Source organism: Mycobacterium sp. (assembly GCF_049683935.1).
Classification (GTDB): Bacteria; Actinomycetota; Actinomycetes; order Mycobacteriales; family Mycobacteriaceae; genus Mycobacterium.
Window position 1 is genome coordinate 1 of sequence record NZ_JBAUJR010000290.1, and the last position, 22,556, is coordinate 22,556.

The 22,556-nt window shown below is 67.2% G+C and carries 21 protein-coding genes and 1 pseudogene; 14 read left to right on the top strand and 8 right to left on the bottom strand.

Going from position 1 to position 22,556, the window contains the following annotated elements; translation table 11 throughout:
* The first annotated feature begins 95 nt into the window (after positions 1-95).
* Complete coding sequence (locus tag WA965_RS16930) at positions 96-1,292, top strand: cysteine desulfurase family protein (protein ID WP_526297303.1); 1,197 nt, start codon at positions 96-98, stop codon at positions 1,290-1,292.
* 28 nt (positions 1,293-1,320) lie between these two features.
* Positions 1,321-2,394 (top strand): tRNA 2-thiouridine(34) synthase MnmA, encoded by a 1,074-nt coding sequence (gene mnmA / locus WA965_RS16935; RefSeq protein ID WP_526297305.1) that lies wholly within the window; start codon positions 1,321-1,323, stop codon positions 2,392-2,394.
* A 1-nt stretch (position 2,395) separates the two neighbouring features.
* On the opposite strand, the gene WA965_RS16940 is transcribed toward mnmA, so the two are convergent.
* Positions 2,396-3,034, bottom strand: coding sequence for a sensor domain-containing protein (locus WA965_RS16940; protein WP_526297307.1), 639 nt, complete (start codon positions 3,032-3,034; stop codon positions 2,396-2,398).
* Positions 3,035-3,070: 36 nt separating this feature from the next.
* On the opposite strand from WA965_RS16940, the gene WA965_RS16945 reads away from it, so the two are divergent.
* On the top strand, positions 3,071-4,081 hold the full coding sequence (locus tag WA965_RS16945; protein ID WP_526297309.1) for a uroporphyrinogen decarboxylase/cobalamine-independent methonine synthase family protein: 1,011 nt from the start codon (positions 3,071-3,073) through the stop codon (positions 4,079-4,081).
* Positions 4,082-4,306: 225 nt separating this feature from the next.
* Positions 4,307-4,534, top strand: coding sequence for a hypothetical protein (locus tag WA965_RS16950; RefSeq protein ID WP_526297311.1), 228 nt, complete (start codon positions 4,307-4,309; stop codon positions 4,532-4,534).
* Positions 4,535-4,543: 9 nt separating this feature from the next.
* On the opposite strand, the gene WA965_RS16955 is transcribed toward WA965_RS16950, so the two are convergent.
* Together WA965_RS16955 and WA965_RS16960 are read right to left on the bottom strand one after the other, a co-directional pair.
* Entirely contained in the window at positions 4,544-6,151 is a 1,608-nt protein-coding gene (locus WA965_RS16955) for a 4-coumarate--CoA ligase family protein (protein WP_526297313.1), read from the bottom strand.
* Between the two features lie 34 nt (positions 6,152-6,185).
* Positions 6,186-6,587, bottom strand: a complete 402-nt coding sequence (locus WA965_RS16960) for an MmcQ/YjbR family DNA-binding protein (protein WP_526297315.1) — start codon at positions 6,585-6,587, stop codon at positions 6,186-6,188.
* A 118-nt stretch (positions 6,588-6,705) separates the two neighbouring features.
* Between WA965_RS16960 and ligA the strand changes: the two genes are divergently transcribed.
* Positions 6,706-8,796 carry an NAD-dependent DNA ligase LigA gene (gene ligA, locus WA965_RS16965; RefSeq protein WP_526297371.1) on the top strand — a complete coding sequence of 697 codons (2,091 nt, stop codon included), beginning with the start codon at positions 6,706-6,708 and terminating at the stop codon, positions 8,794-8,796.
* A gap of 3 nt (positions 8,797-8,799) precedes the next feature.
* On the opposite strand, the gene WA965_RS16970 is transcribed toward ligA, so the two are convergent.
* Entirely contained in the window at positions 8,800-9,459 is a 660-nt protein-coding gene (locus WA965_RS16970) for an ACT domain-containing protein (RefSeq protein WP_526297317.1), read from the bottom strand.
* A gap of 81 nt (positions 9,460-9,540) precedes the next feature.
* Between WA965_RS16970 and gatC the strand changes: the two genes are divergently transcribed.
* The 5 genes from gatC (at position 9,541) to WA965_RS16995 (ending at position 15,305) form a co-directional block, all read left to right on the top strand.
* On the top strand, positions 9,541-9,840 hold the full coding sequence (gene gatC, locus WA965_RS16975; protein WP_526297319.1) for an Asp-tRNA(Asn)/Glu-tRNA(Gln) amidotransferase subunit GatC: 300 nt from the start codon (positions 9,541-9,543) through the stop codon (positions 9,838-9,840).
* Positions 9,837-11,321 (top strand): Asp-tRNA(Asn)/Glu-tRNA(Gln) amidotransferase subunit GatA, encoded by a 1,485-nt coding sequence (gatA, locus tag WA965_RS16980; RefSeq protein WP_526297321.1) that lies wholly within the window; start codon positions 9,837-9,839, stop codon positions 11,319-11,321. The genes gatC and gatA overlap by 4 nt, the downstream gene beginning before the upstream one ends.
* Before the next feature lie 17 nt (positions 11,322-11,338).
* The gene (locus WA965_RS16985) at positions 11,339-12,370 is read left to right on the top strand and encodes an ATP-dependent 6-phosphofructokinase (protein ID WP_178362130.1); all 1,032 of its coding nucleotides are present in this window, start codon (positions 11,339-11,341) and stop codon (positions 12,368-12,370) included.
* Positions 12,371-12,434: 64 nt separating this feature from the next.
* Positions 12,435-13,937, top strand: a complete 1,503-nt coding sequence (gene gatB, locus WA965_RS16990) for an Asp-tRNA(Asn)/Glu-tRNA(Gln) amidotransferase subunit GatB (RefSeq protein WP_526297323.1) — start codon at positions 12,435-12,437, stop codon at positions 13,935-13,937.
* Between the two features lie 3 nt (positions 13,938-13,940).
* Positions 13,941-15,305, top strand: coding sequence for a sensor histidine kinase (locus WA965_RS16995; protein ID WP_526297325.1), 1,365 nt, complete (start codon positions 13,941-13,943; stop codon positions 15,303-15,305).
* A 10-nt stretch (positions 15,306-15,315) separates the two neighbouring features.
* Here the strand turns inward: WA965_RS16995 and WA965_RS17000 are convergent, their stop codons facing one another.
* Positions 15,316-16,437 (bottom strand): PQQ-dependent sugar dehydrogenase, encoded by a 1,122-nt coding sequence (locus WA965_RS17000; RefSeq protein ID WP_526297327.1) that lies wholly within the window; start codon positions 16,435-16,437, stop codon positions 15,316-15,318.
* A gap of 146 nt (positions 16,438-16,583) precedes the next feature.
* Here WA965_RS17000 and WA965_RS17005 point away from each other — a divergent pair, with 146 nt between their 5' ends.
* Entirely contained in the window at positions 16,584-17,411 is an 828-nt protein-coding gene (locus WA965_RS17005; protein ID WP_526297329.1) for a DoxX family protein, read from the top strand.
* Between the two features lie 103 nt (positions 17,412-17,514).
* Here the strand turns inward: WA965_RS17005 and WA965_RS17010 are convergent, their stop codons facing one another.
* Complete coding sequence (locus WA965_RS17010) at positions 17,515-17,904, bottom strand: PH domain-containing protein (protein WP_526297331.1); 390 nt, start codon at positions 17,902-17,904, stop codon at positions 17,515-17,517.
* A 244-nt stretch (positions 17,905-18,148) separates the two neighbouring features.
* On the opposite strand from WA965_RS17010, the gene WA965_RS17015 reads away from it, so the two are divergent.
* Genes WA965_RS17015 through ilvC form a run of 3 tightly spaced genes read left to right on the top strand, consistent with a single transcriptional unit; the run spans position 18,149 to position 21,591 of the window.
* Complete coding sequence (locus WA965_RS17015) at positions 18,149-20,029, top strand: acetolactate synthase large subunit (RefSeq protein WP_526297333.1); 1,881 nt, start codon at positions 18,149-18,151, stop codon at positions 20,027-20,029.
* Positions 20,026-20,538, top strand: coding sequence for an acetolactate synthase small subunit (ilvN, locus tag WA965_RS17020; RefSeq protein WP_526297335.1), 513 nt, complete (start codon positions 20,026-20,028; stop codon positions 20,536-20,538). Before WA965_RS17015 ends, ilvN begins: the two co-directional genes overlap by 4 nt.
* 39 nt (positions 20,539-20,577) lie before the next feature.
* The gene (gene ilvC, locus WA965_RS17025; protein ID WP_526297337.1) at positions 20,578-21,591 is read left to right on the top strand and encodes a ketol-acid reductoisomerase; all 1,014 of its coding nucleotides are present in this window, start codon (positions 20,578-20,580) and stop codon (positions 21,589-21,591) included.
* A 62-nt stretch (positions 21,592-21,653) separates the two neighbouring features.
* Here ilvC and wrbA read toward each other — a convergent pair whose 3' ends face one another.
* Positions 21,654-22,250 (bottom strand): NAD(P)H:quinone oxidoreductase, encoded by a 597-nt coding sequence (wrbA, locus tag WA965_RS17030; RefSeq protein ID WP_526297339.1) that lies wholly within the window; start codon positions 22,248-22,250, stop codon positions 21,654-21,656.
* A 13-nt stretch (positions 22,251-22,263) separates the two neighbouring features.
* A pseudogene (locus WA965_RS17035) lies at positions 22,264-22,556 on the bottom strand (dehydrogenase); the annotation flags it as partial.

Below are 22,556 nucleotides of genomic sequence, written 5' to 3' on the forward strand. Positions count from 1 at the left end.
CGCTGGTGGCGCGTGCCGGGTCCGGTGAGGGCCACGCCCTGGTGGCGTGAGCGGAGTGGGGCCCCGACAGGTGTGGCGGCTATTGTGGAACGGTTATGTCAGCGCTTGCGCCGGTCTATCTCGACCACGCCGCCACCACCCCGATGCGTCCCGCCGCGCTCGAGGCGATGACGGCTGAGCTGGCCGCGGTCGGCAACGCCTCCTCGCTCCACGGATCCGGCCGGGTGGCCCGCCGCCGGCTGGAGGAATCGCGAGAGACGCTCGCCCAGCTCCTGGGTGCGCGGCCGTCCGAGGTGATCTTCACCGCGGGCGGCACCGAAAGCGACAACCTCGCCGTCAAGGGCATCTACTGGGCGCGCCGGGACGCCGACCCGCAGCGCTGCCGGATCGTCACGACCCCTGTCGAACATCACGCGGTACTCGACGCCGTGGAGTGGCTTGTCGAGCACGAAGGCGCGCAGGTCACCTGGGTGCCGGTCGACGAATTCGGCGCTGTCAGCGCCGCGGCGTTGCGTGCGGCCGTGGGAGATCCGGCCGATGTCGCCCTGATCTCGGTGATGTGGGCCAACAACGAGGTCGGCACGATCATGCCGATCGCCGAGTTGGGCGCAGTCGCCGCCGAGTTCGACATCCCGATGCACAGCGACGCCATCCAGGCCGTCGGCCAGATCCCGGTGGATTTCGCCGCCAGCGGCCTGTCGGCGATGAGCGTGGCCGCCCACAAGTTCGGTGGTCCCACCGGGGTCGGCGCACTGTTGCTGCGTCGCGAGACGGCGTGCGTGCCGCAACTCCACGGTGGCGGGCAGGAGCGCGACGTGCGTTCGGGCACGCAGGACGTTGCCGGCGTCGTGGGGATGGCCGCCGCCGCGCGGTCCGCGGTCGAGACCATGGAGTCGACCAGCGCCCGGGTGCGGGCGCTCCGCGACCGATTGATCGACGGGGTGCTGGGGACAGTCGACGACGTCTACCTCAACGGTGCGCCGGGCGACGCCGACCGCTTGCCCGGCAACACACATTTCACGTTCCGCGGCTGTCAGGGCGATTCGCTGCTGATGCTCCTGGACGCCAAAGGTGTCGAATGTTCCACCGGTTCGGCGTGCACGGCGGGGGTGGCGCAGCCGTCCCACGTGCTGACCGCGATGGGCGCCGATCCTGCGAGTGCCCGTGGCTCACTGAGACTTTCGCTGGGTCATACCAGCACCGACGCCGACGTTGACGCTGTGCTCGAGGTACTGCCGGCGGCGGTCGACCGGGCGCGGCAGGCGGCGCTGGCCAGTTCGGGGCGGCGATGAGCGCTTGCGCGAAGAGCAGAGGGCGGCGATGAGGGTTCTGGTCGCGATGAGCGGCGGGGTGGATTCCTCGGTGGCCGCCGCGCGGATGGTCGATGCCGGACACGATGTCGTGGGTGTGCACCTGGCGCTGTCCTCGGCGCCGGGGACCTTGCGCACCGGTTCCCGCGGATGCTGTTCGAAGGAGGATGCCGGCGACGCGCGCCGCGTCGCAGACGTGCTCGACATTCCCTTCTACATCTGGGATTTCGCCGATCGGTTCAAAGAGGACGTGATCGACGACTTCGTGGAGTCCTACGCCCGTGGCGAGACGCCCAATCCCTGTGTTCGGTGCAATGAACGAATCAAGTTCTCCGCGTTGGCGTCCCGGGCGTTGGCGCTCGGCTTCGACGCGTTGGCGACCGGCCACTACGCACGGTTGTCAGCAGGTCGGCTGCGTCGCGCCGTCGATCACGACAAGGACCAGTCCTATGTGCTGGCAGTGTTGACCGCTGATCAGTTGCGGCACGCCGTGTTCCCGATCGGCGACACTCCCAAGTCGCAGATCCGGGAGGAGGCCGCCCGCCGCGGGTTGGCTGTGGCCGAGAAGGCGGACAGCCACGACATCTGCTTCATCCCGTCGGGTGACACCAAGGCATTCCTCGGTGCGCGCATCGGCGTGCGACGCGGCACCGTGGTCGACGCCGCGGGGACTGTGCTGGCCGAACACGACGGCGTCCACGGCTTCACCATCGGTCAGCGAAAGGGCCTCGGCATCGCCGGTCCCGGCCCCGACGGCCGTCCCAAGTACGTGACCGCAATCGATGCCGACAGCGGCACCGTGCACGTCGGCGACGTGGCCGACCTCGAGGTCAGCACACTCGTCGGCGACGGTCCGGTGTTCACCGCGGGTGTCGCCCCTCAGGGGCCGGTCGAATGCGTGGTGCAGGTCCGCGCTCACGGCGGACTCGCCGAGGCGGTCGCCGAACCACGTGGTGAGACGTTGACCGTCGAACTGCGCACGCCACTGCGGGGAGTCGCCCCCGGTCAGACCCTGGTGCTCTACCGCCCGGACCCCGAGGGCGACGAGGTGCTGGGCAGCGCGACGATTCGCGAGGCGCGCTGAGTCAGCCCGGCACGTTCGCCAGGATGTTCGTCATGACGATCTCGGGGACCGAGTCCGGGAAAGCGCAGAACGTCACCTCGACGAGCACCACCGACTTCACCCGGTAGTCCCGACCGCAGCTGCCGGGGCGGATGACCGCGGAATCCGCTGTCGTCGTCACGTCGCCGACCACCGCCGGACCCGACGCGGTCGAATCGCACTCTCCGATGCGGTCGACGAGATCGTCGAAGACTTGTTGTGCGACGACGGCGTCGCGGTAGCCTGCGGCAGCCTGGGAGATCAACCCGCCGCGCGGCGGGTTCTGGAACGTCGACTTGTGGAACTCCTCGACCTCGGACCCGAAGATCTGAGTTTCGGCGAACACCCACTGGCATTGCGGCGGAACGGATTCCAACATCATATCGATGTCCACGGGTACCTTGCTGTCCATCCCCGGGATGGGGGTGAGGTCCTCGCCCGCTCCGGTGATCGCCTGCATCTGCGCCCGCTCGAGCAGCACCGTGTCGACATCAACCGGTGAGCGGGAATCCTCGTCGATGCCGGGCACGGACCGGGTGGCCGTTCCATCGACGATCTGCGTGCAGCCGACCACCAGCACCGCCACGGCGCTCAGTGCGAGCACGTACCCGCGGGCCGTCATACGCACGAGGGTAGCCGGTCGCATAGGGTCCATCGAGTGAGTGTTTTTGCTAGCGCGACCGGCATCGGCTCCTGGCCTGGCTCATCTGCCAGGGAGGCTGCCGAGGTGATCGTCGGCGAACTGCACCACCTTCCCCACCTCGTCGAGTTGCCCGGCCGCGGAGTGGGCGCCGATCTGATCGGCCGCGCCGGGGCGATCCTGGTGGACATCTCCATCGACACGGTGCCTCGCGGGTACCGCATCGCGCCCGGCCGCCGGTCGGTGACCAGGCGGGCGGTGAGCTTTCTGGACGAGGACATCGACGCCCTCGAGGAGGCCTGGGAGAAGGCCGGACTGCGGGGCAGCGGGCGGACCGTCAAGGTGCAATCACCCGGACCGGTGACCCTTGCCGCACACCTGGAACTGCCCGGCGGGCATCGCGCGCTGACCGACACCGGCGCGGTGCGTGATCTGACCAGATCCCTTGCCGAGGGGATGGCAGCGCTGCGTGCGCAGATCGCGCGCAGGTTGGAGTCCGACGTGGTCGTGCAGTTCGACGAACCGTCGTTGCCGGCCGCGCTGTTGGGCCGGCTGACAGGGGTTTCCACACTGTCGCCGGTACATCCGGTGGACGAGGCCGTGGTCACCGAACTGCTCGACGAATGTGTCGCGGTGGCGGGCGGGGAGGTGGCGGTACACAGCTGCGCCGCGGGTCTGCCATGGAAGTTGTTGCAGCGCAGCGCTATTGCTGCTGTTTCGGTCGATGCAAACACGTTGACCGCTGCAGATCTCGACGGGGTCGGCGAATTCGTCGAGTCGGGGCGAACCGTCCTGCTGGGCGCGGTGCCGACCACGGTGACCGGTGCGCCGCCGTCCGCAGAACAGATTGCCGCGACGGTGGCCGCCGTGACCGACCGCCTCGGGTTTCCCCGTGGCGTGCTGCGCGACCGTGTCGGTGTCACCCCGTCCTGCGGCCTCGCTGCGGCGACACCGGCATGGGCGCGCACGGCAATCGAGTTGGCCCAGCGCGCGGCGGACGCGTTCGCCGAGGATCCAGAGGCCGTGTGAAGGCCCTGCGGGTCCGTGAAGATGCCGCCGAATTCCTCCATTCGACGCGTCGATCTGGGGTTATGATGGTCGACGTTGACACCCAAGCCAGGTCAGAGTTCTGGTCCGTGATGTGCCGCCGACCAGCACGAGCCACAAGGCTGAGCTGACCATCCGCGATTCGATTCGCTGAATTCGAACGGGCATTCCGTGACGGCACGCGTCACGAGATGGGTGGGCGTGTTCGTGAAATCCTTCAGAAGCATGGCCGACTACTACGACTATCTGGCCAGATGCAACGACATCGACGCTGACATCGAGTACGCGGCGCTGCGGGATTGCCGGGACGCTGTCGCGGCGTTCGACCTCTTCGTGAAGAGGAACGTCCCCGAGTCACGGCAGGCTCAGTTCGCCGATGGCAGCAGCCAGGAGGCTGATCTGGTCCGCCGGGCGATCCGGCGCTGTCACGGCTAGACAGAACCGCTACTTGGTGGTGCGCAGATCCTTTCGCAGGATCTTGCCCGACGCCGATTTGGGGACAGCGTCGATGAACTCGACCTGTCGGACCTTCTTGTAAGGGGCGACCTGGCTCGCGACGAACTCCATCACCTCCGCCTCGGTCAGCGCTGAGTCGGCTTTGACGACAAAGGCCTTGGGGACTTCCTCGCCCTCGTCGTCCTGCACACCGATCACCGCGGCATCGGAGATCTGCGGATGCGCCAGCAACACCGCCTCCAACTCGGCGGGCGGCACCTGGTAGCCCTTGTACTTGATCAACTCCTTGAGTCGGTCGACGATGTACACACACCCCGCGGCGTCGACCTGGGCGAGGTCGCCGGTGTGCAACCAGCCGTCGTCGTCGATCGTTCCCCGGGTGGCTTCGTCGTTGTTGAGATATCCGGCCATCACGTTGGGCCCCTTGAACCACAGTTCACCGGTTGCGCTCAAACCCTCTTCCGGCAGCCCGATTTCGTCTCCGGTCTCGGGATCGACGATCTTCGACGCGGCGTTGGACACCGTCCAGCCGACAGAACTGAGCGGCGCGTCCGCCCTCATGTTGTGCCGGCCTCCGTCGAACGGGGTGATGTGGCTGACCGGGCTCAGCTCGCTCATCCCGTACCCCTGCACCACCTTGCAGCCGAGTCGGTCGGCGACCGCACGGCCCAGATCGGCGTCCAGTGGGGCGGCACCCGACATGACGACGTTGAGCGATGACAGGTCATGGGAGTCCACCAGCGGATGTTTGGCCAGCGCGACCGCCACCGGCGGCGCAATGAACGCGATGGTGCACTTGTGTTCTGCGATGTTGCCCAGGAACTCGCCGAGGTCGAAGCTCGGCATGATGACCAACCGGGCGCGGGCATGCAGAGCCGCGTTGAGCAGCACCGTCATGCCGTAGATGTGGAAGAACGGCAGAACCGCCAAAATGACGTCGTCGGAGACCATTCCGTGCAGAGGTCGGATCTGGGCGACGTTGGCGACCAGGTTGCGGTGGGTGAGCATGACGCCCTTGGGATTGCCCGTCGTCCCCGAGCTGTACGGCAGCACCGCAAGATGCGAGGACGGCGCGAAGACGACGTGAGGGGCCGGTTTTGTCGCCGCGAGCAGGTCGGCGGCGTTGGGAAATCCGTCGGTCGCGCGGCCCGCCCCGTCGAGCACCACCAGGTTCTCGTCCGCGAGGCCGATCAGTGCCGCCGCCTCCTTTGCCTGGGGGAGCAGAGGGGTGACGGTGATGAGCATCTTGGCGGCGGAGTCGGTCAGCTGCTTGGCGATGTCCTTGGCGGTGAACAGCGCGTTGATCGTGGTGGCCGTCGCACCCGCACGCAGGATCCCGTGGAACGCGACAGCGAAGGCCGAACTGTTGGGCGCGAGCAGTCCGACGACGTCGCCGACACCGATGCCGCGGTCGGCGAGGGCACCGGCGAACGTGTCGATTCGGGCGACCATCTCGCGATACGTGGTCTGCCTGCCGGACTTTGCGTCGATCAGGGCGATGCGGTCGAGATCGGCGTCGTCCAGTCCGGCGAACAGATATTCGTAGACGCTGGCGGTGGGAATGTCGACTTCGGGGAAGGGGCTCGCGAAGCTCATGGTCCCGATCGAACCATGCCCGGCCCCCGAGGGGTCAACGTTCGTCGAGCTGTCTGATCAATTTCTTCGGAGCGACCAACCGAAACGACGAATCGGTCAGCTCGGCCACCTCGTCCCAGTCCACCTTCGTCGCGGTGAAGTCCAGGCCCAACCAACCGAAGGGCCCCATGTAGGCGGGAAAGAAGAACCGGGTGTCCTGCTGGAGCGCTCGGCGGTCGCTGTCGTCGACCTTGATCAGCATCGAGTGCGGGTACTGCACGTACTCACCCTTGGCGCTGCCCTTGACGCTTCCGCCGTACATGACGAACATCTTGGGCGCGCAGAACACCGGCCGGCCCCAGGAGATCTTCTCGTACGCCCCGGGAAATCCGAGCGCGATGGCGCGGACCTCGGCCAATCCCATGTCGTCGTCCCGAAACATGATCGGATGCGGCATGGCGCCAGCCTATCCGGCGGATTCGGCGCAGCAGATCCGCGAGCGCGCCGGATCCGCTGTCGGAGGGCTCCGATAGCCTGCCAGAGTGAGTGCCCAGGCGACCCCCGACCCCGAGGCGGTGCTGGCCGAGCAGGCTGACGACGCGCCTGAGGCAGGCGTCCGTCGCCGCTGGCAGGAACTCGCCGAAGAGGTGCGAGGACATCAGTTCCGCTACTACGTCCGCGACGCACCGGTGGTCTCCGATGCCGAGTTCGACGGACTGCTGCGCGAACTGCAGGCACTCGAAGACGAGCATCCCGAACTCCGCACCCCCGACTCGCCCACGCAGCTCGTCGGCGGCGCCGGATTCGCCACCGAATTCACCTCCGCCGATCACCTCGAGCGGATGCTGAGCCTGGACAACGTGTTCACCCCCGACGAGCTCGCAGCGTGGACGGCCAGGATCAAGGACGAAATCGGTCCCGATGCCCACTACCTGTGCGAGTTGAAGATCGATGGGGTGGCCCTGGCGCTGGTCTACCGCGATGGACGGCTGGTTCGGGGTGCGACCCGCGGCGACGGGCGCACCGGCGAGGACGTGACCCTGAACGCGCGCACCATCGAGGACGTGCCCGAGAAGCTCACCGGGACAGAGGAATTCCCGCTGCCTTCGGTCCTCGAGGTGCGCGGCGAGGTGTTCTTCCGGGTGGCCGACTTCGAAGACCTCAACGCCGGCCTGGTGGCCGAGGGCAAACCCCCGTTCGCCAACCCCCGCAACAGCGCTGCGGGATCGCTGCGTCAGAAGAACCCCGCGGTGACCGCCCGGCGCCGGCTGCGGATGATCTGCCACGGCCTCGGCCACATCGAAGGCCCTGCCGGTTCCTCGTTCAAAACACTGCACGATGCCTACCGCGCGCTCAAAGCGTGGGGGCTGCCGGTGTCCGACCACACCGCCCAGGTCAGGGGACTCGAGGCGGTCACCGAACGCATCGCGTACTGGGGCGAGCACCGCCACGACGTGGAGCACGAGATCGACGGACTCGTGGTGAAGGTCGACGAGGTCGCGCTGCAGCGGCGCCTCGGGGCGACGTCACGGGCACCACGCTGGGCGGTGGCGTACAAGTATCCGCCCGAGGAAGCCACCACGAAGTTGCTCGACATCCGGGTCAACGTCGGACGCACCGGACGGGTGACACCGTTCGCCTACATGGAGCCGGTCAAGGTCGCGGGCTCGACCGTCGGGCTCGCGACACTGCACAACGCGTCGGAGGTCAAGCGCAAGGGTGTGCTGATCGGTGACACCGTGGTGATCCGCAAGGCCGGTGACGTCATCCCCGAGGTGCTCGGACCGGTGGTGGACCTGCGGGACGGTTCCGAGCGGCAGTTCGTGATGCCCACTCACTGTCCGGAATGCGGAACCGAACTCGCCCCCGCGAAGGAAGGCGATGCCGACATCCGCTGTCCGAACTCGCGCACATGTCCGGCGCAGTTGCGGGAGCGGGTGTTTCACGTCGCCGGACGCGGTGCGTTCGACATCGAGGGTCTCGGCTACGAGGCCGCGACAGCGCTGTTGCAGGCGGAAGTGATCACCGACGAAGGTGATCTGTTCGGCCTCACCGCCGATGATCTGATGCAGACCGAACTGTTCACCACCAAGGCCGGTGAGGTGTCCGCCAACGGCAAGCGGCTGCTGGGAAACCTCGGCAAGGCCAAGTCCCAGCCGCTGTGGCGGGTGTTGGTGGCGCTGTCGATCCGCCACGTCGGGCCGACGGCCGCCCGGGCGTTGGCCACCGAATTCGGCAGCCTGGAGGCCATCACCGCCGCCTCCGAGGAGCAGCTCGCCGCGACCGAAGGGGTGGGTCCGACGATCGCCGCGGCGGTCGTCGACTGGTTCACCGTCGACTGGCACCGTGCGATCGTCGACAAGTGGCGCGACGCAGGCGTGCGGATGGCCGACGAGCGAGACGCCAGCATCGAACGCACGCTGGAGGGGCTCTCGATCGTCGTCACCGGATCGCTGCCCGGCTTCTCCCGCGACGAGGCGAAGGAGGCCATCATCGCCCGCGGCGGCAAGGCGGCCAGTTCGGTGTCCAAGAAGACGGCCTACGTGGTCGCCGGTGACGCGCCAGGATCCAAGTACGACAAGGCAATTGAGCTCGGGGTGCCCGTCATCGACGAAGACGGGTTCCGCGAACTGCTGGACAACGGTCCGGGCGACGCGGCTCAGTAGGTCTCAGCGCAGGATCGTCGCGATGATCCCGGCCAGGTAGCCCAGACGGGCCACCTCGCTGGGCCGGAACACCGGTCCGCCGGGACGGCCCAGCACCACCGCGGTGCGCGAATCACCCAGCGGCGCTGCGGCCAGCGTGGTGTCCATGTCCCGCCACACCTGCGGTATCCAGTCGGCTGATTCATCGAGTGCGACGGCGTCGTGGATCGGCAGCCACGGCGTCTCGGAGGCCTGAGTCTCTGGGGCCCCGGGGCTGCCCACGAGTCGCTGCGGGCCGGATTCGGAAAGCCGGGTCACGGTGCTCCAGCCGACGCGCAGCACCTTCGGGGCTTCGTCGACGAGCACCTGCAGCCGTTTGAGCGCACCGTCGGCTGCAGCGACGTGGTCGATCAACTCCAGTTCCCGATGCGCATCGAGCAGTCCGGTGTGTGGCCGGATGCTGTCCACGTACACGCCGTTGAGCTTCTCGGCGGCGGTGATGAGCATGTCGGGCATCGCGCCGGGAGGCAGATCGACCACCAGATCATCGATCGCGTAACCCGCGGCGCGTTCGACCACATCCAGCGACAGGATGTCGGCGCCGACGGAGCCGAGTGCCACGGCCAGGGAGCCGAGGCTGCCCGGCCTGTCCTCTAGCTGGACCCGCAGCAGATACGAAGGCACGGGCAACACTGTTTCACGGGCACCCGTCGGCAGCGACTCGGGCGTCATCACCGGACCGTGGTTGAACTAGGCTTCGTGGTCGTGTCCCAGATCTCTCGAGACGAAGTAGCTCACCTGGCACGGCTGGCGCGGCTCGCCCTGACCGACGCCGAACTGGACAGCTTTGTCGGCCAGTTGGACGCGATCCTGGGCCATGTCAGTCAGATCCAGGCGGTCGACGTCACCGGCGTCGAGGCCACGGACAATCCGTTGAAATCGGTCAACGTGTTCCGCTCCGACGTGGTCCGGCCCTCCCTGCCGCAGGAGCAGGCCCTTGCGGCGGCACCCAAGACCGCCGACCACCGATTCGCCGTCCCACGCATCCTGGGAGAAGCCGAATGAGCCAGCTGACCAGGCTCGATGCGGCCACCCTCAGCACGAAGATCGCCGCGGGCGAGGTGTCCTCGACCGAGGTGACCCAGGCCTGCCTGGACCAGATCGCCGCCACCGACGGCGAATACCACGCCTTCCTGCACGTCGCGGCGGATCAGGCGCTCGAGGCCGCAGCCGCCGTCGACGCAGCCGTCGCCGCCGGTGAGCGACTGCCGTCGCCGCTGGCTGGCGTGCCATTGGCGCTCAAGGACGTGTTCACCACGACCGACATGCCCACGACGTGCGGATCGAAGATCCTCGAAGACTGGATGTCGCCGTACGACGCCACGGTGACCGCGCGGCTGCGCGCCGCCGGCATCCCGATCCTGGGCAAGACGAACATGGACGAGTTCGCCATGGGGTCGTCGACCGAGAACTCGGCCTACGGGCCCACCCGCAATCCCTGGAACCTCGACCGGGTCCCCGGTGGCTCGGGCGGCGGTAGCGCAGCCGCCCTGGCTGCCTTCCAGGCGCCTCTGTCCATCGGATCCGACACCGGCGGGTCGATCCGGCAGCCGGCCGCGCTCACCGCGACCGTCGGCGTGAAACCCACCTACGGCACGGTCTCCCGCTACGGGCTGATCGCATGTGCCTCGTCGCTGGACCAGGGTGGGCCGTGTGCGCGGACCGTGCTCGACACCGCGCTGCTGCACGCCGTCATCGCGGGCCATGATCCGTGCGACTCGACGTCGGTGGACGCCGCGGTGCCCGACGTCGTCGGTGCGGCCAGAGCCGGCGCTGCGGGCGACCTGACCGGTGTCCGGGTGGGGGTCATCAAGCAGCTGCGCAGCGGAGAGGGCTACCAGCCGGGGGTGCTTGACTCGTTCAACGCCGCGGTCGATCAGCTGACCGCTCTGGGTGCGCAGGTCAGCGAGGTGGATTGTCCGCACATCGACTACTCATTGCCGGCCTACTACCTGATCCTGCCCTCAGAGGTGTCGTCGAACCTCGCGAAGTTCGACGGGATGCGGTACGGCCTGCGCGTCGGGGACGACGGCACTCACAGCGCCGAAGAGGTGATGGCGCTGACCCGGGCCGCCGGTTTCGGGTCCGAGGTCAAGCGCCGGATCATGATCGGCGCATACGCGCTGTCCGCCGGATATTACGACGCCTACTACAACCAGGCCCAGAAGGTCCGCACCCTGATCGCGCGGGATCTCGACGAGGCCTACCGCAGCGTCGACGTGCTGGTGTCGCCGACCACGCCGACCACCGCGTTCCGGCTCGGCGAGAAGGTCGACGATCCACTGTCGATGTACCTGTTCGACCTGTGCACATTGCCGCTGAACCTCGCCGGCCACTGCGGGATGTCGGTGCCGTCGGGATTGTCGGCGGACGACGGACTGCCCGTCGGACTGCAGATCATGGCGCCTGCGCTGGCCGATGACCGGCTCTACCGGGTCGGTGCGGCCTATGAGGTTGCCCGCGGTCCACTGCCAACTGCGCTCTGACGGGGGAGGATGGGGCCATGCGTATCGGAGTGCTGACCGGCGGTGGCGACTGTCCCGGCCTCAACGCGGTGATCAGGGCGGTGGTCCGCACCTGTGACGTGCGCTACGGCTCGTCGGTGGTGGGCTTCCAGGACGGCTGGCGCGGACTCCTGGAGGACCGCCGCATCCAACTCAGGAACGACGACCGCAACGACCGGTTGTTGGCCAAGGGCGGGACGATGCTGGGCACCGCGCGCACCAACCCGGACAAGCTGCGCGCGGGTCTGGATCACATCAAGCAGACGCTGGAGGATAACGGGATCGATGTGCTGATCCCGATCGGCGGTGAGGGCACGCTGACCGCGGCGCACTGGCTGTCCGAGGAGAACGTGCCCGTGGTGGGTGTTCCCAAGACGATCGACAACGACATCGATTGCACCGACGTGACTTTCGGCCATGACACCGCGCTGCACGTCGCCACCGACGCCATCGACCGCCTGCACAGCACCGCCGAATCGCATCAGCGGGTGATGCTCGTCGAGGTGATGGGTCGCCATGCCGGCTGGATCGCACTGAACGCCGGTTTGGCCTCCGGGGCCCACATGACACTGATCCCGGAACAGCCGTTCGACGTCGAAGAGGTGTGTCGGCTGGTCAAGCAGCGGTTCGTGCGGGGTGATTCGCATTTCATCTGCGTGGTGGCCGAAGGCGCCAAACCCGCCGAGGGCTCGATGCAGCTGGCCAAGGGCGGAACCGACGAGTTCGGTCATGAACGGTTCACCGGCGTCGCGCAGCAACTCGCCGTCGAGGTCGAGAAGCGGATCAACAAGGAAGTGCGCGTGACGGTGCTCGGCCACGTGCAACGCGGTGGCACGCCGACACCCTACGACCGTGTGCTGGCCACCCGTTTCGGGGTGAACGCCGCCGACGCCGCCCATGCCGGCGAGTACGGGATGATGGTGTCGTTGCGCGGCCAGGACATCGGCCGGGTCCCGCTGGCCGACGCCGTGAAACAGCTCAAGCTGGTGCCGCAGAGCCGCTACGACGACGCCGCCGAGTTCTTCGGCTGAGGCTCTGTGTGGCGCGGGTTCGCGTGTGCCCGGGGTGAAAACGTGACCCACTAGGATCAACCGCATGTCTGTCGACACCGCCGAACTGCTGGATTACGACGAGGTCATGGCCAAATACGAGCCCGTGCTCGGCCTGGAGGTGCACGTCGAACTGTCGACGAAGACCAAGATGTTCTGCGGCTGCGCCAACAGCTTCGGCAGCGACCCCAACACCCAGGTGTGCGCGGTATGTCTCGGACTGCCCGGCTCGCTGCCGGTGCTCAACCAGGTCGCCGTCGAATCCGCCATCCGCATCGGCCTCGCGCTGAACTGCGACATCGCTCCGTGGGGCCGCTTCGCCCGAAAGAACTACTTCTATCCGGACCAGCCCAAGAATTACCAGATCAGCCAGTACGACGAGCCCATCGCCATCAACGGTCACCTCGAGGTCCCGCTCGACGACGGCACCACGTGGCGGATCGAGATCGAGCGCGCCCACATGGAGGAGGACACCGGAAAGCTGACCCACCTGGGTAGTGACACCGGCCGGATCGAAGGGGCCACCACCTCGCTGCTGGATTACAACCGCGCGGGTGTGCCGCTGATCGAGATCGTCACCAAACCCGTGGAAGGCACCGGCGAGCGAGCCCCCGAGATCGCCCGCGCCTACGTGACCGCGCTGCGAGATCTGCTGCGCGGCTTGGATGTTTCCGATGTGCGGATGGATCAGGGTTCGATGCGCTGCGACTCGAACGTGTCACTGAAACCGATCGGTCAAGCGGAGTTCGGTACCCGCACCGAGACGAAGAATGTCAACTCGCTCAAGAGCGTCGAGGTGGCGGTCCGATACGAGATGCGTAGGCAGGCAGCAGTTCTCGAGTCCGGTGGGACAATCGTGCAGGAGACCCGGCACTTCCACGAGGACGGCTACACCTCGCCCGGCCGCAGCAAGGAGACCGCACAGGACTATCGGTACTTCCCCGAGCCCGACCTCGAACCGGTCGCTCCCGGCGCCGACTACGTCGAGCAGCTGCGGAGGACCATTCCCGAGCTCCCGTGGTTGTCGCGCAAGCGAATCCAGCAGGAGTGGGGGATCTCAGACGAGGTGATGCGCGATCTCGTCAACATCGGCGCCATCGACCTGATCACCGAGACCGTGAAGCACGGTGCATCCAGTGACTCCGCTAAAGCGTGGTGGGGAAACTTCCTGGTGCAGAAGGCCAATGAACTCGGCGTGGCGCTGCCCGACCTTGCGATCACCCCCGCCCAGGTCGCTGCGGTGGTCAAGCTCGTCGACGACGGCAAGCTGTCGAACAAGCTCGCGCGTCAGGTCGTCGAGGGCGTGCTGGCCGGCGAGGGTGACCCCGAGCAGGTGATGACCGACCGCGGGCTGGCCGTCGTGCGTGACGACTCGCTGATCCAAGCCGCCGTCGACGAAGCGCTGGCCGCCAACCCCGACGTCGCCGAGAAGATCCGCGGCGGCAAGGTGCAGGCCGCCGGGGCGATCGTCGGTGCGGTGATGAAGGCCACCAAAGGCCAGGCCGACGCCGCGCGGGTACGCGAGCTGGTCATGGCCGCTTGTAGCTAGCAGATGAAGTCACCCCAGGACCTGGTGCTGCGCATCTTGGTGCATCCGCTGCGGCTGCTGTCGCTGCGGTCGATCGTCATCTTGTCCCAGCTCGGTGTGATCATCCTGGTGCTGACCCTGGGCGTGTGGGTCTGGGTCGGCGTCACCGACGATCAGTACGACCAACTCGACCGGCGACTGGATTCACTGTCGAGCTTCGGTGACGTCAACACCCTGCTGCGCAGCGCGCAGGACGGCATCGGTCCCGAGCCCACCGAGGGCGGCCTGGTGCGCACCGCCCGCATCGGTGAGGCCACGGTCTCGATTCCGGCCGACATCGTATTGCCGGAGATGCCCAGCGGATACGCCGACGCCACGATCGACGGCGTCGAGTACCGGATCCGCACGATCACCACCGGCACCGCATCGATCGCGCTGGGGGCGCCGCTGGCCGACACCCAGGCCCGCATCGACTCACTGCACTGGCGGGTGTTCTGGATCTGCTTCGGGGTGATCCTGGGGACACTTCTCGTCGGGTGGGTGATCGCGCTGATCATGGTCAACCCGTTCCGGCTGCTCGCGCAACAGGCTCGCGCCATCAACGCCCAGTCCAATCCCGACGAGGTGCAGGTGCGCGGCGTGTGGGAAGCGGTCGAGATCTCCGAAGCCGTCGAGGGGATGCTCGCCCGGATCGGCGACGAGCAGCAGCGCACCCGGGCGGCACTGGAGTCGGCGCGCGACTTCGCCGCCGTCGCCTCCCATGAGTTGCGCACGCCGCTGACAGCGATGCGCACCAACCTCGAGGTGCTGCTGACCCTCGACATGGGCGTCGAGCAGCGCAAGGAGGTGATCAGCGACGTGATGCGCACCCAGACCCGGATCGAAGCGACGCTGACCGCCCTGGAACGGCTCGCACAGGGGGAGCTGACCACGGTCGACGACTTCGTTCCCGTCGACGTCGCCGAACTGCTCGATCGTGCAGCCCACGACGCGATGCACAACTATCCGGGCCTCGATGTGTCGCTGGCGTCGTCGACGAGTGTGTTGATGCTCGGGATGCCCGCGGGCCTTCGACTCGTCATCGACAACGCCATCGCCAACGCCGTCAAACACGGTGCCGCCACCCAGGTTCGGCTCAGTGTCGTCAGTTCCTCAGCCGGGGTGGAGATCGCCGTCGATGACAACGGCTCGGGTGTGCCGGAGGAAGAGCGGGCCGAGGTGTTCGAGCGCTTCCACCGGGGCACCACAGCGTCGAGGTCGGGCTCAGGTCTGGGTTTGGCGCTCGTCGCTCAGCAGGCGGAGATCCACGGTGGCACTGCTGCCCTGGAGGTCAGCCCGATGGGCGGAACGAGGCTGATACTCCGCCTGCAGGGTTCGGGCCCGCAGTAGGCGAGGCGGATCAGGTCTTCTCCTCGTTGGTCCGCGGGAAGCCGCCACCCTGCGGGAACAGCGGGAACACCACGTCGTCGAGCCTCTCGGCATCACCGTTGGTCTTGTTGACCGTGGCGCCCCAGACGTTGCCGTCGGAGGAGACCTGCAGCGCCCAGGCGTGTCCGTGCTGGTCCTGGCGGACCACTTCCGGGTCGCCGGTCACCGCACCGGTCTCCGGGGCCATCTGCACGGCGACCGTCTGCTTGGTGTCGACGAGGTTGACCAGCACGGTGCCGTCGAGTGCGGCGCAGCCCGCCACACCGGGGCGATCGGGCCAGGTCCACACCGTGGACACCGTCGAGTCCTTGCTCATGCGCTGCAACCGGTCGGCGGTCTCGGTCCGGTCGGTGACATACAGAGCGCCGTCGGCCGGATCGATGCACATGCCACCGCCCGGTCCGAGACCCGACATCGCGGTGGTGGTGGGGGCCTGGTCGACCGTGGTCGGCTGTTCGATGCGCAGCAGCTTGCCGGCCATCGAACCGGGATCCGACGCCAGGCCGGGGTCGCCCGCATCGCCGGTCTGCACCATCAAGGTCGTCGGACTGGTAAAGGCCAGCGAGCCCCTGTTGCCGGTGGCCCCCTTGGGAATGCCGGTCAGGATCGGCTTGGGGACATCCCCGTCGGCGATCCGGACCACCCTGTTGTCGGTGGGGGTGCTGATGTAGGCGTACATCAACCGGTCCTGGGAGTAGGTCGGCGACAGGATGATGTCCATCAGCCCGCCATCGCCGCTGGGGTCGACGGGGATGACCGTCTTGACGAAGGGTTCCGCGCGGACCGCCACCTGCTTGACCGCTCCCGTGGTGCGTTCGCCGACCAGCGCGGACTGGCTGTCAGGCAGCATGATCAACCCGCTGGTGCTCTCCAGGCAGCCCTGCATGACGCCCGGCGCCGGGCATTCCTTCGGGAACGGGGTGGCGGGAAGTGGCGGCGGCGGAGGTGGGGTGGACGTCGGGCCCGGGGCGAGTTCGGGTTCGGTGGTGAACGGCTGGGACTGCGCCGAATCGAACCGGGCGCAGCCCGCACCGGCGAACAGTGCCGCGCACAGCAACACGACAACTGCACCCGACGACCGGCGCTGACTCATGCACGCCAGGTTACGGATTGTCGGGCGGTACGCGCCACGCGCTCCGCCCGACAGCGCCCGGCGCAGCACAAACGTGTCGATAAACAGCGGTCAACGCGCCGCGCCAATTCCCGATTCGGCGGTGACTAGCACTTACCCTGGCACCCGTGACAAGTCCCCAAGACCCACGCCCCTGGCAGCGGCCCGACGAATCGGGCGGTCGGCCTGCGTCGGCGAGCCTGGTGGATCCCGAGGACGATCTCCCTTCCGCGAACTACGGCGGTGACTTCGAAACCACTGCGATCCCGCGCTACGACGCCGCGAAGCCGGCGAACGAACACCCCTTCGGCCTGATGAACGATCCCGAACCGCTGCCGTACGTACAGCCCAGCGGTGGTCTGGCGGCCGGCGCATATGGTGCCGCGGCCCCCGCCGAGGTCGTCAGTGACCCCGATCGCCGCGACGCGGATCGCAGAGGCACCCAGGACCTGGGCCTGCTGTTGTTGCGGATCGCCGTCGGCGCCCTGTTCATCGGCCACGGCCTGCAGAAGGTGTTCGGCTGGTGGGGCGGTCCCGGTCTCGGTGGCTTCCGGGATTCGCTGACCGAATGGGGCTTTCAGTACGCCGACATTCTGACCTACGTGGCCGCCGGGGGCCAGATCGTCGCCGGTGTGCTGCTCGTCCTCGGCCTGTTCACCCCGATCGCCGCCGCGGGAGCATTGGCCTACCTGGTCACCGCCTTCCTCGTCGAGGTATCGATCGCCCACGACGAGGCCAGGCTCTCGGCCTTCCTCACCGACGGCCACGAATACCTGGTGATCCTGGTGTGCGTGGTCGCGGCGCTGATTCTGGTCGGTCCCGGTAGGTACGGTCTGGACGCGGGCCGGGGCTGGGCCCGTCGCCCCTTCATCGGTTCGTTCGCCGCACTGATCCTGGGTGTGGGTGCGGGCGTGGCGATCTGGGTGCTGCTCAACGGCGCCAATCCGTTGGCGTGACGTGCGAGCCTTGGTCCAGCACTGGCGTTGAGGCTGCGTTGAGGGCGACGAAGTGTGAGAGACACGCGCCAGGGTCGCAGTCTCAACGAAACTGGTCGGGCTGCTAGTCGTAGGGATTGGGCACGCGTCCGCCACTGGCCACCGTCAACTGCGGCAGGGTGGCGAACGTGACGGCCGGCAGTGACAACTCAGTCCCGTCGCGGCGGCGCGCCAGCGCCCAGGCCCGTCGGCCGAACCGCAGCCCGTCGATCTCGTCCCAGCGAACCGTCTCGCTGCTCAGCAGCCGTCTCGCGGTGACCCCGTCCCCGTCCGCGGTGGTCCGGTACCGGCTGATCACCAGCGACAACATCACCGGGATGACGAACAACAGCACAGACCACCCGCCCACGGCCAGCACCACCGACAGCAGTGCGAACGAGAACAGCGCGACCGCGAGGTGCGCCATGGGTGAGATCCTGATGACCACCGGGGCCGACGTCGAAGGGGAACCCATGCCGCCATCATTCCATCGACAGCGCATTTGACGTTTGGCCAGTTCGGCGGCTACCGTCGACGGCTATGCAGACCATGCTCGTAGTAATTGGGTTGCGCGTTGATGCCGCGCTGGCCCCGATTCGGGCATAGCAAAACAGCATCGACGCGCAACCCTCGTACAGCCCTGGGCTGACGGGGGTTTTTTGTTGCCCCAGCACCGATTTTGAGAAGATCGCACCGACCGAGAAAGACCAGAGGACACCGTGAGCGCACCCACCACGCGACCACCCGAGCAGTCGGCGACCCCGACGAACGGGACAGCGGCTGCCGCGAAGCACAACTCCGCCACAGCCCCGGCGCAAGCCACACGTCAACCGAATAGAGTTGCCCCGCATCAGCTCACCGGCGCCCAGGCCGTCATCCGGGCGCTCGAGGAGCTCGACGTCGATACGATCTTCGGTATCCCCGGCGGTGCGGTCCTGCCGGTGTACGACCCGCTGTTCGACTCGCAGAAGCTGCGGCACGTGTTGGTCCGCCACGAGCAGGGCGCGGGCCACGCGGCCAGCGGTTACGCCCACGCCACCGGCAAGGTCGGCGTCATGATGGCGACGTCCGGTCCCGGTGCGACCAACCTGGTGACGCCGCTGGCGGACGCCCAGATGGACTCGATTCCGGTGGTGGCGATCACCGGTCAGGTCGGCCGGGGGCTGATCGGCACGGACGCGTTCCAGGAGGCCGACATCTCCGGCATCACGATGCCCATCACCAAGCACAACTTCCTGGTGCGCAACGGTGACGACATCGCACGCGCGCTGGCCGAGGCGTTCCACATCGCCTCCACGGGACGCCCGGGCGCGGTGCTCGTCGACATCCCGAAGGACATCCTGCAGGGAGAGTGCACGTTCAGCTGGCCACCGCAGATGGATCTGCCTGGCTACAAGCCGAACACCAAGCCGCACAACCGGCAGATCCGCGAGGCCGCCAAGCTGATGACCGCGGCCCGCAAGCCGGTGCTCTACGTCGGCGGCGGCGTGATCCGCGGTGAAGCCACCGCGGAACTGGCGGCGCTGGCCGAACTCACCGGTATCCCCGTCGTCACCACGCTGATGGCGCGCGGTGCGTTCCCGGACAGCCACCGGCAGAACCTCGGTATGCCCGGCATGCACGGCACCGTCTCCGCGGTGGCCGCGCTGCAGCGCAGCGACCTGCTCATCGCACTGGGGACACGCTTCGACGACCGGGTGACCGGCAAGCTGGAGTCGTTCGCCCCGGAGGCCAAGGTGATCCACGCCGACATCGACCCCGCGGAGATCGGCAAGAACAGGCACGCCGACGTGCCGATCGTCGGTGACATCAAGGCGGTCCTCACCGACCTGCTCGACGTGCTGCGCCGTGACGGCGCCTCCGACCGCATCGAGATCGACGATTGGTGGACCTACCTGCAGAACGTGCAGGACACCTACCCGCTGAGCTACGGGCCGCAGAGCGACGGCAGCCTGTCACCCGAGTACGTCATCGAAAGTCTGGGGAAGCTCGCCGGACCCGACGCCATCTACGTGGCCGGTGTCGGGCAGCACCAGATGTGGGCCGCACAGTTCATCTCCTACGAGAAGCCCAAGACGTGGCTGAACTCGGGTGGGCTGGGCACCATGGGCTACGCGGTGCCCGCGGCGATGGGCGCCAAGATGGGTTGCCCGGATACCGAGGTGTGGGCCATCGACGGGGACGGGTGCTTCCAGATGACCAACCAGGAGCTGGCCACCTGCGCGATCGAGGGCATCCCCATCAAGGTGGCGGTGATCAACAACGGCAACCTCGGCATGGTGCGGCAGTGGCAGACGCTGTTCTACGAAGAGCGGTACAGCCAGACTGATCTGTCCACCCATTCGCGGCGCATCCCGGACTTCGTCAAGCTGGCCGAGGCGCTCGGCTGCGTCGGATTGCGTTGTGAGCGTGAGGAAGATGTGGCAGACGTGATCAATCAAGCCCGGGCGATCAACGATCGGCCGGTGGTCATCGACTTCACCGTCGGCGCCGACGCCCAGGTGTGGCCGATGGTGGCCGCAGGCACCAGCAACGACGAGATCCAGGCGGCGCAGGGAATCCGGCCGTTGTTCGGCGATCCGGAAGAGGGACACGCATGAGCACCGCTGCTCCGCGCACACACACGCTGTCGGTGCTCGTGGAGGACAAACCGGGCGTACTCGCCCGCGTCGCGTCGCTGTTCTCCCGGCGCGGCTACAACATCCAGTCGCTGGCCGTCGGCGCCACCGAGCACAAGAATCTCTCCCGGATGACCATCGTGGTCGATGTCGAGGATTCACCGTTGGAGCAGATCACCAAGCAGCTCAACAAGCTGATCAACGTGATCAAGATCGTCGAGCAGGACGAGGAGACCACCGTCTCCCGCGAGCTCGCGCTGATCAAGGTCCGCACCGATGCGTCCACCCGTGGCCAGGTGATCGAAGCGGTCAACCTGTTCCGCGCCAAGGTCGTCGACGTCTCGAACGAGTCGCTGACCGTCGAGGCCACCGGAACGCCTGAAAAGATCGAAGCGCTGTTGCGGGTGCTCGAGCCCTACGGTGTCCGCGAGATCGTCCAGTCCGGGGTGGTGTCGCTGTCCCGCGGCCCCCGCGGTATCAGCACCAAGTAATGATTCGAAAAGCAAAGAGAAGAAAGAAGATCCACGAAGATGGCAGTTGAGATGTTCTACGACGACGACGCAGACCTGTCGGTCATCCAAGGTCGCAAGGTCGGCGTCATCGGGTACGGCAGCCAGGGTCATGCGCACTCGCTGAGCCTGCGCGACTCGGGTGTGCAGGTGAAGGTCGGTCTCAAGGAGGGCTCCAAGTCCCGCGAGAAGGTGACTGAGCAGGGCCTCGAGGTGGACACCCCCGCAGAGGTCGCCAAGTGGGCCGACGTGATCATGGTGCTCGCACCCGACACCGCCCAGGCCGACATCTTCAAGAACGACATCGAGCCGAACCTCAACGACGGTGACGCGCTGTTCTTCGGTCACGGCCTGAACATCCACTTCGACCTGATCAAGCCGCCGGCCAACGTGACGGTCGGCATGGTCGCGCCGAAGGGGCCCGGGCACCTGGTGCGTCGCCAGTTCGTCGACGGCAAGGGAGTGCCCTGCCTGATCGCGGTCGACCAGGACCCCAAGGGTGAGGGCCAGGCTCTGGCGCTGTCCTACGCCAAGGGCATCGGCGGCGCCCGGGCCGGCGTCATCAAGACCACGTTCAAGGACGAGACCGAGACCGATCTGTTCGGTGAGCAGGCCGTGTTGTGCGGCGGTACCGAAGAACTGGTCAAGACCGGCTTCGAGGTCATGGTCGAGGCCGGGTACGCGCCCGAGCTCGCCTACTTCGAGGTGTTGCACGAGCTCAAGCTGATCGTCGACCTGATGTACGAGGGCGGCATCGCGCGGATGAACTACTCGGTGTCCGACACTGCGGAATTCGGTGGCTACCTGTCCGGCCCGCGGGTCATCGACGCCGACACCAAGGAGCGGATGCGCGGCATCCTCAAGGACATCCAGGACGGCAGCTTCGTCAAGGAGCTCGTCGCCAACGTCGAGGGCGGCAACAAGCGACTCGAGAAGCTGCGCAAGGAGAATGCCGAACACGCCATCGAGGTGACCGGCAAGAAGCTGCGTGACCTGATGAGCTGGGTCGATCGCCCGATCACCGAAACTGCCTAGTTTCCTTGTGATTTCGGTGTAGTTCGTCACGCTGAGCGAGACGAACTACACCGATTTCGCGTCTAGGACAGGCGGTCGGCCACCCCGACCACGCGGCGCGCCAGGTGATCGAGCGCGTCCAGCGTGGCGCCTTCGAGGTCGTTGCTGTTTTCCGGGCCGGTGACGTGCCCGACGCCGTAGGGGTTGCCGTCGGCGAACTTGACGCCGTCGGTGTATCCGGGCGGCACGATGATGCCGCCGAAGTGCATCAGGGAGATGTAGAGGGTGATCAGCGTCGTCTCCTGACCGCCATGCGCGGTTTGTGACGAGGTGAACGCGGCGTAGACCTTGTCGGCGAGCTTGCCTTGAGCCCAGAGGCCACCCAGTGAGTCGATGAAATTGCGGAACTGTGATGCCGCGTTGCCGAAACGGGTCGGCGATCCGAAGATCACCGCGTCGGCCCAGACGATGTCGTCACCGGTGGCTGCCGGGAGATCCTTGGTTGCTTCGTAATTGGCCGTCCACGCGGTGTTCTTGGCGAAGGACTCGGGATCCCGTGTCTCGGCGATGTGCCGTACCCGGACCTCCGCGCCCGCAGACTCGGCTGTCGCTGCGACCCGGTTGGCCATTGTGGTGCCGTGCCCGGTCGCCGAGTAGTAGATGACCGCGAGTTTTGTCATGCGAACAGCGTACTCACGGCGACAGGTTCGGCATGTCCCTGATGCCGAACTCCTTGCGCAAAACCGTGCGGGCGGCGTAGTACCCCGACATGCCGTGCACCCCACCGCCGGGCGGGGCCGCCGATGAGCACAGGTACGCCTTCGGGATCGGCGTCGACCACGGATCCCAGCGCAGTGCGGGACCGGTGAGCGCGCTGAACATGTTGTTGCCGCCGACGCCGATGTCTCCGCCGACGAGGTTGGCGTTGTGGTCGGCCAGTCGCGCCGCAGGCACGCTGCGCACACCGACGACCAGATCCCGGAAGC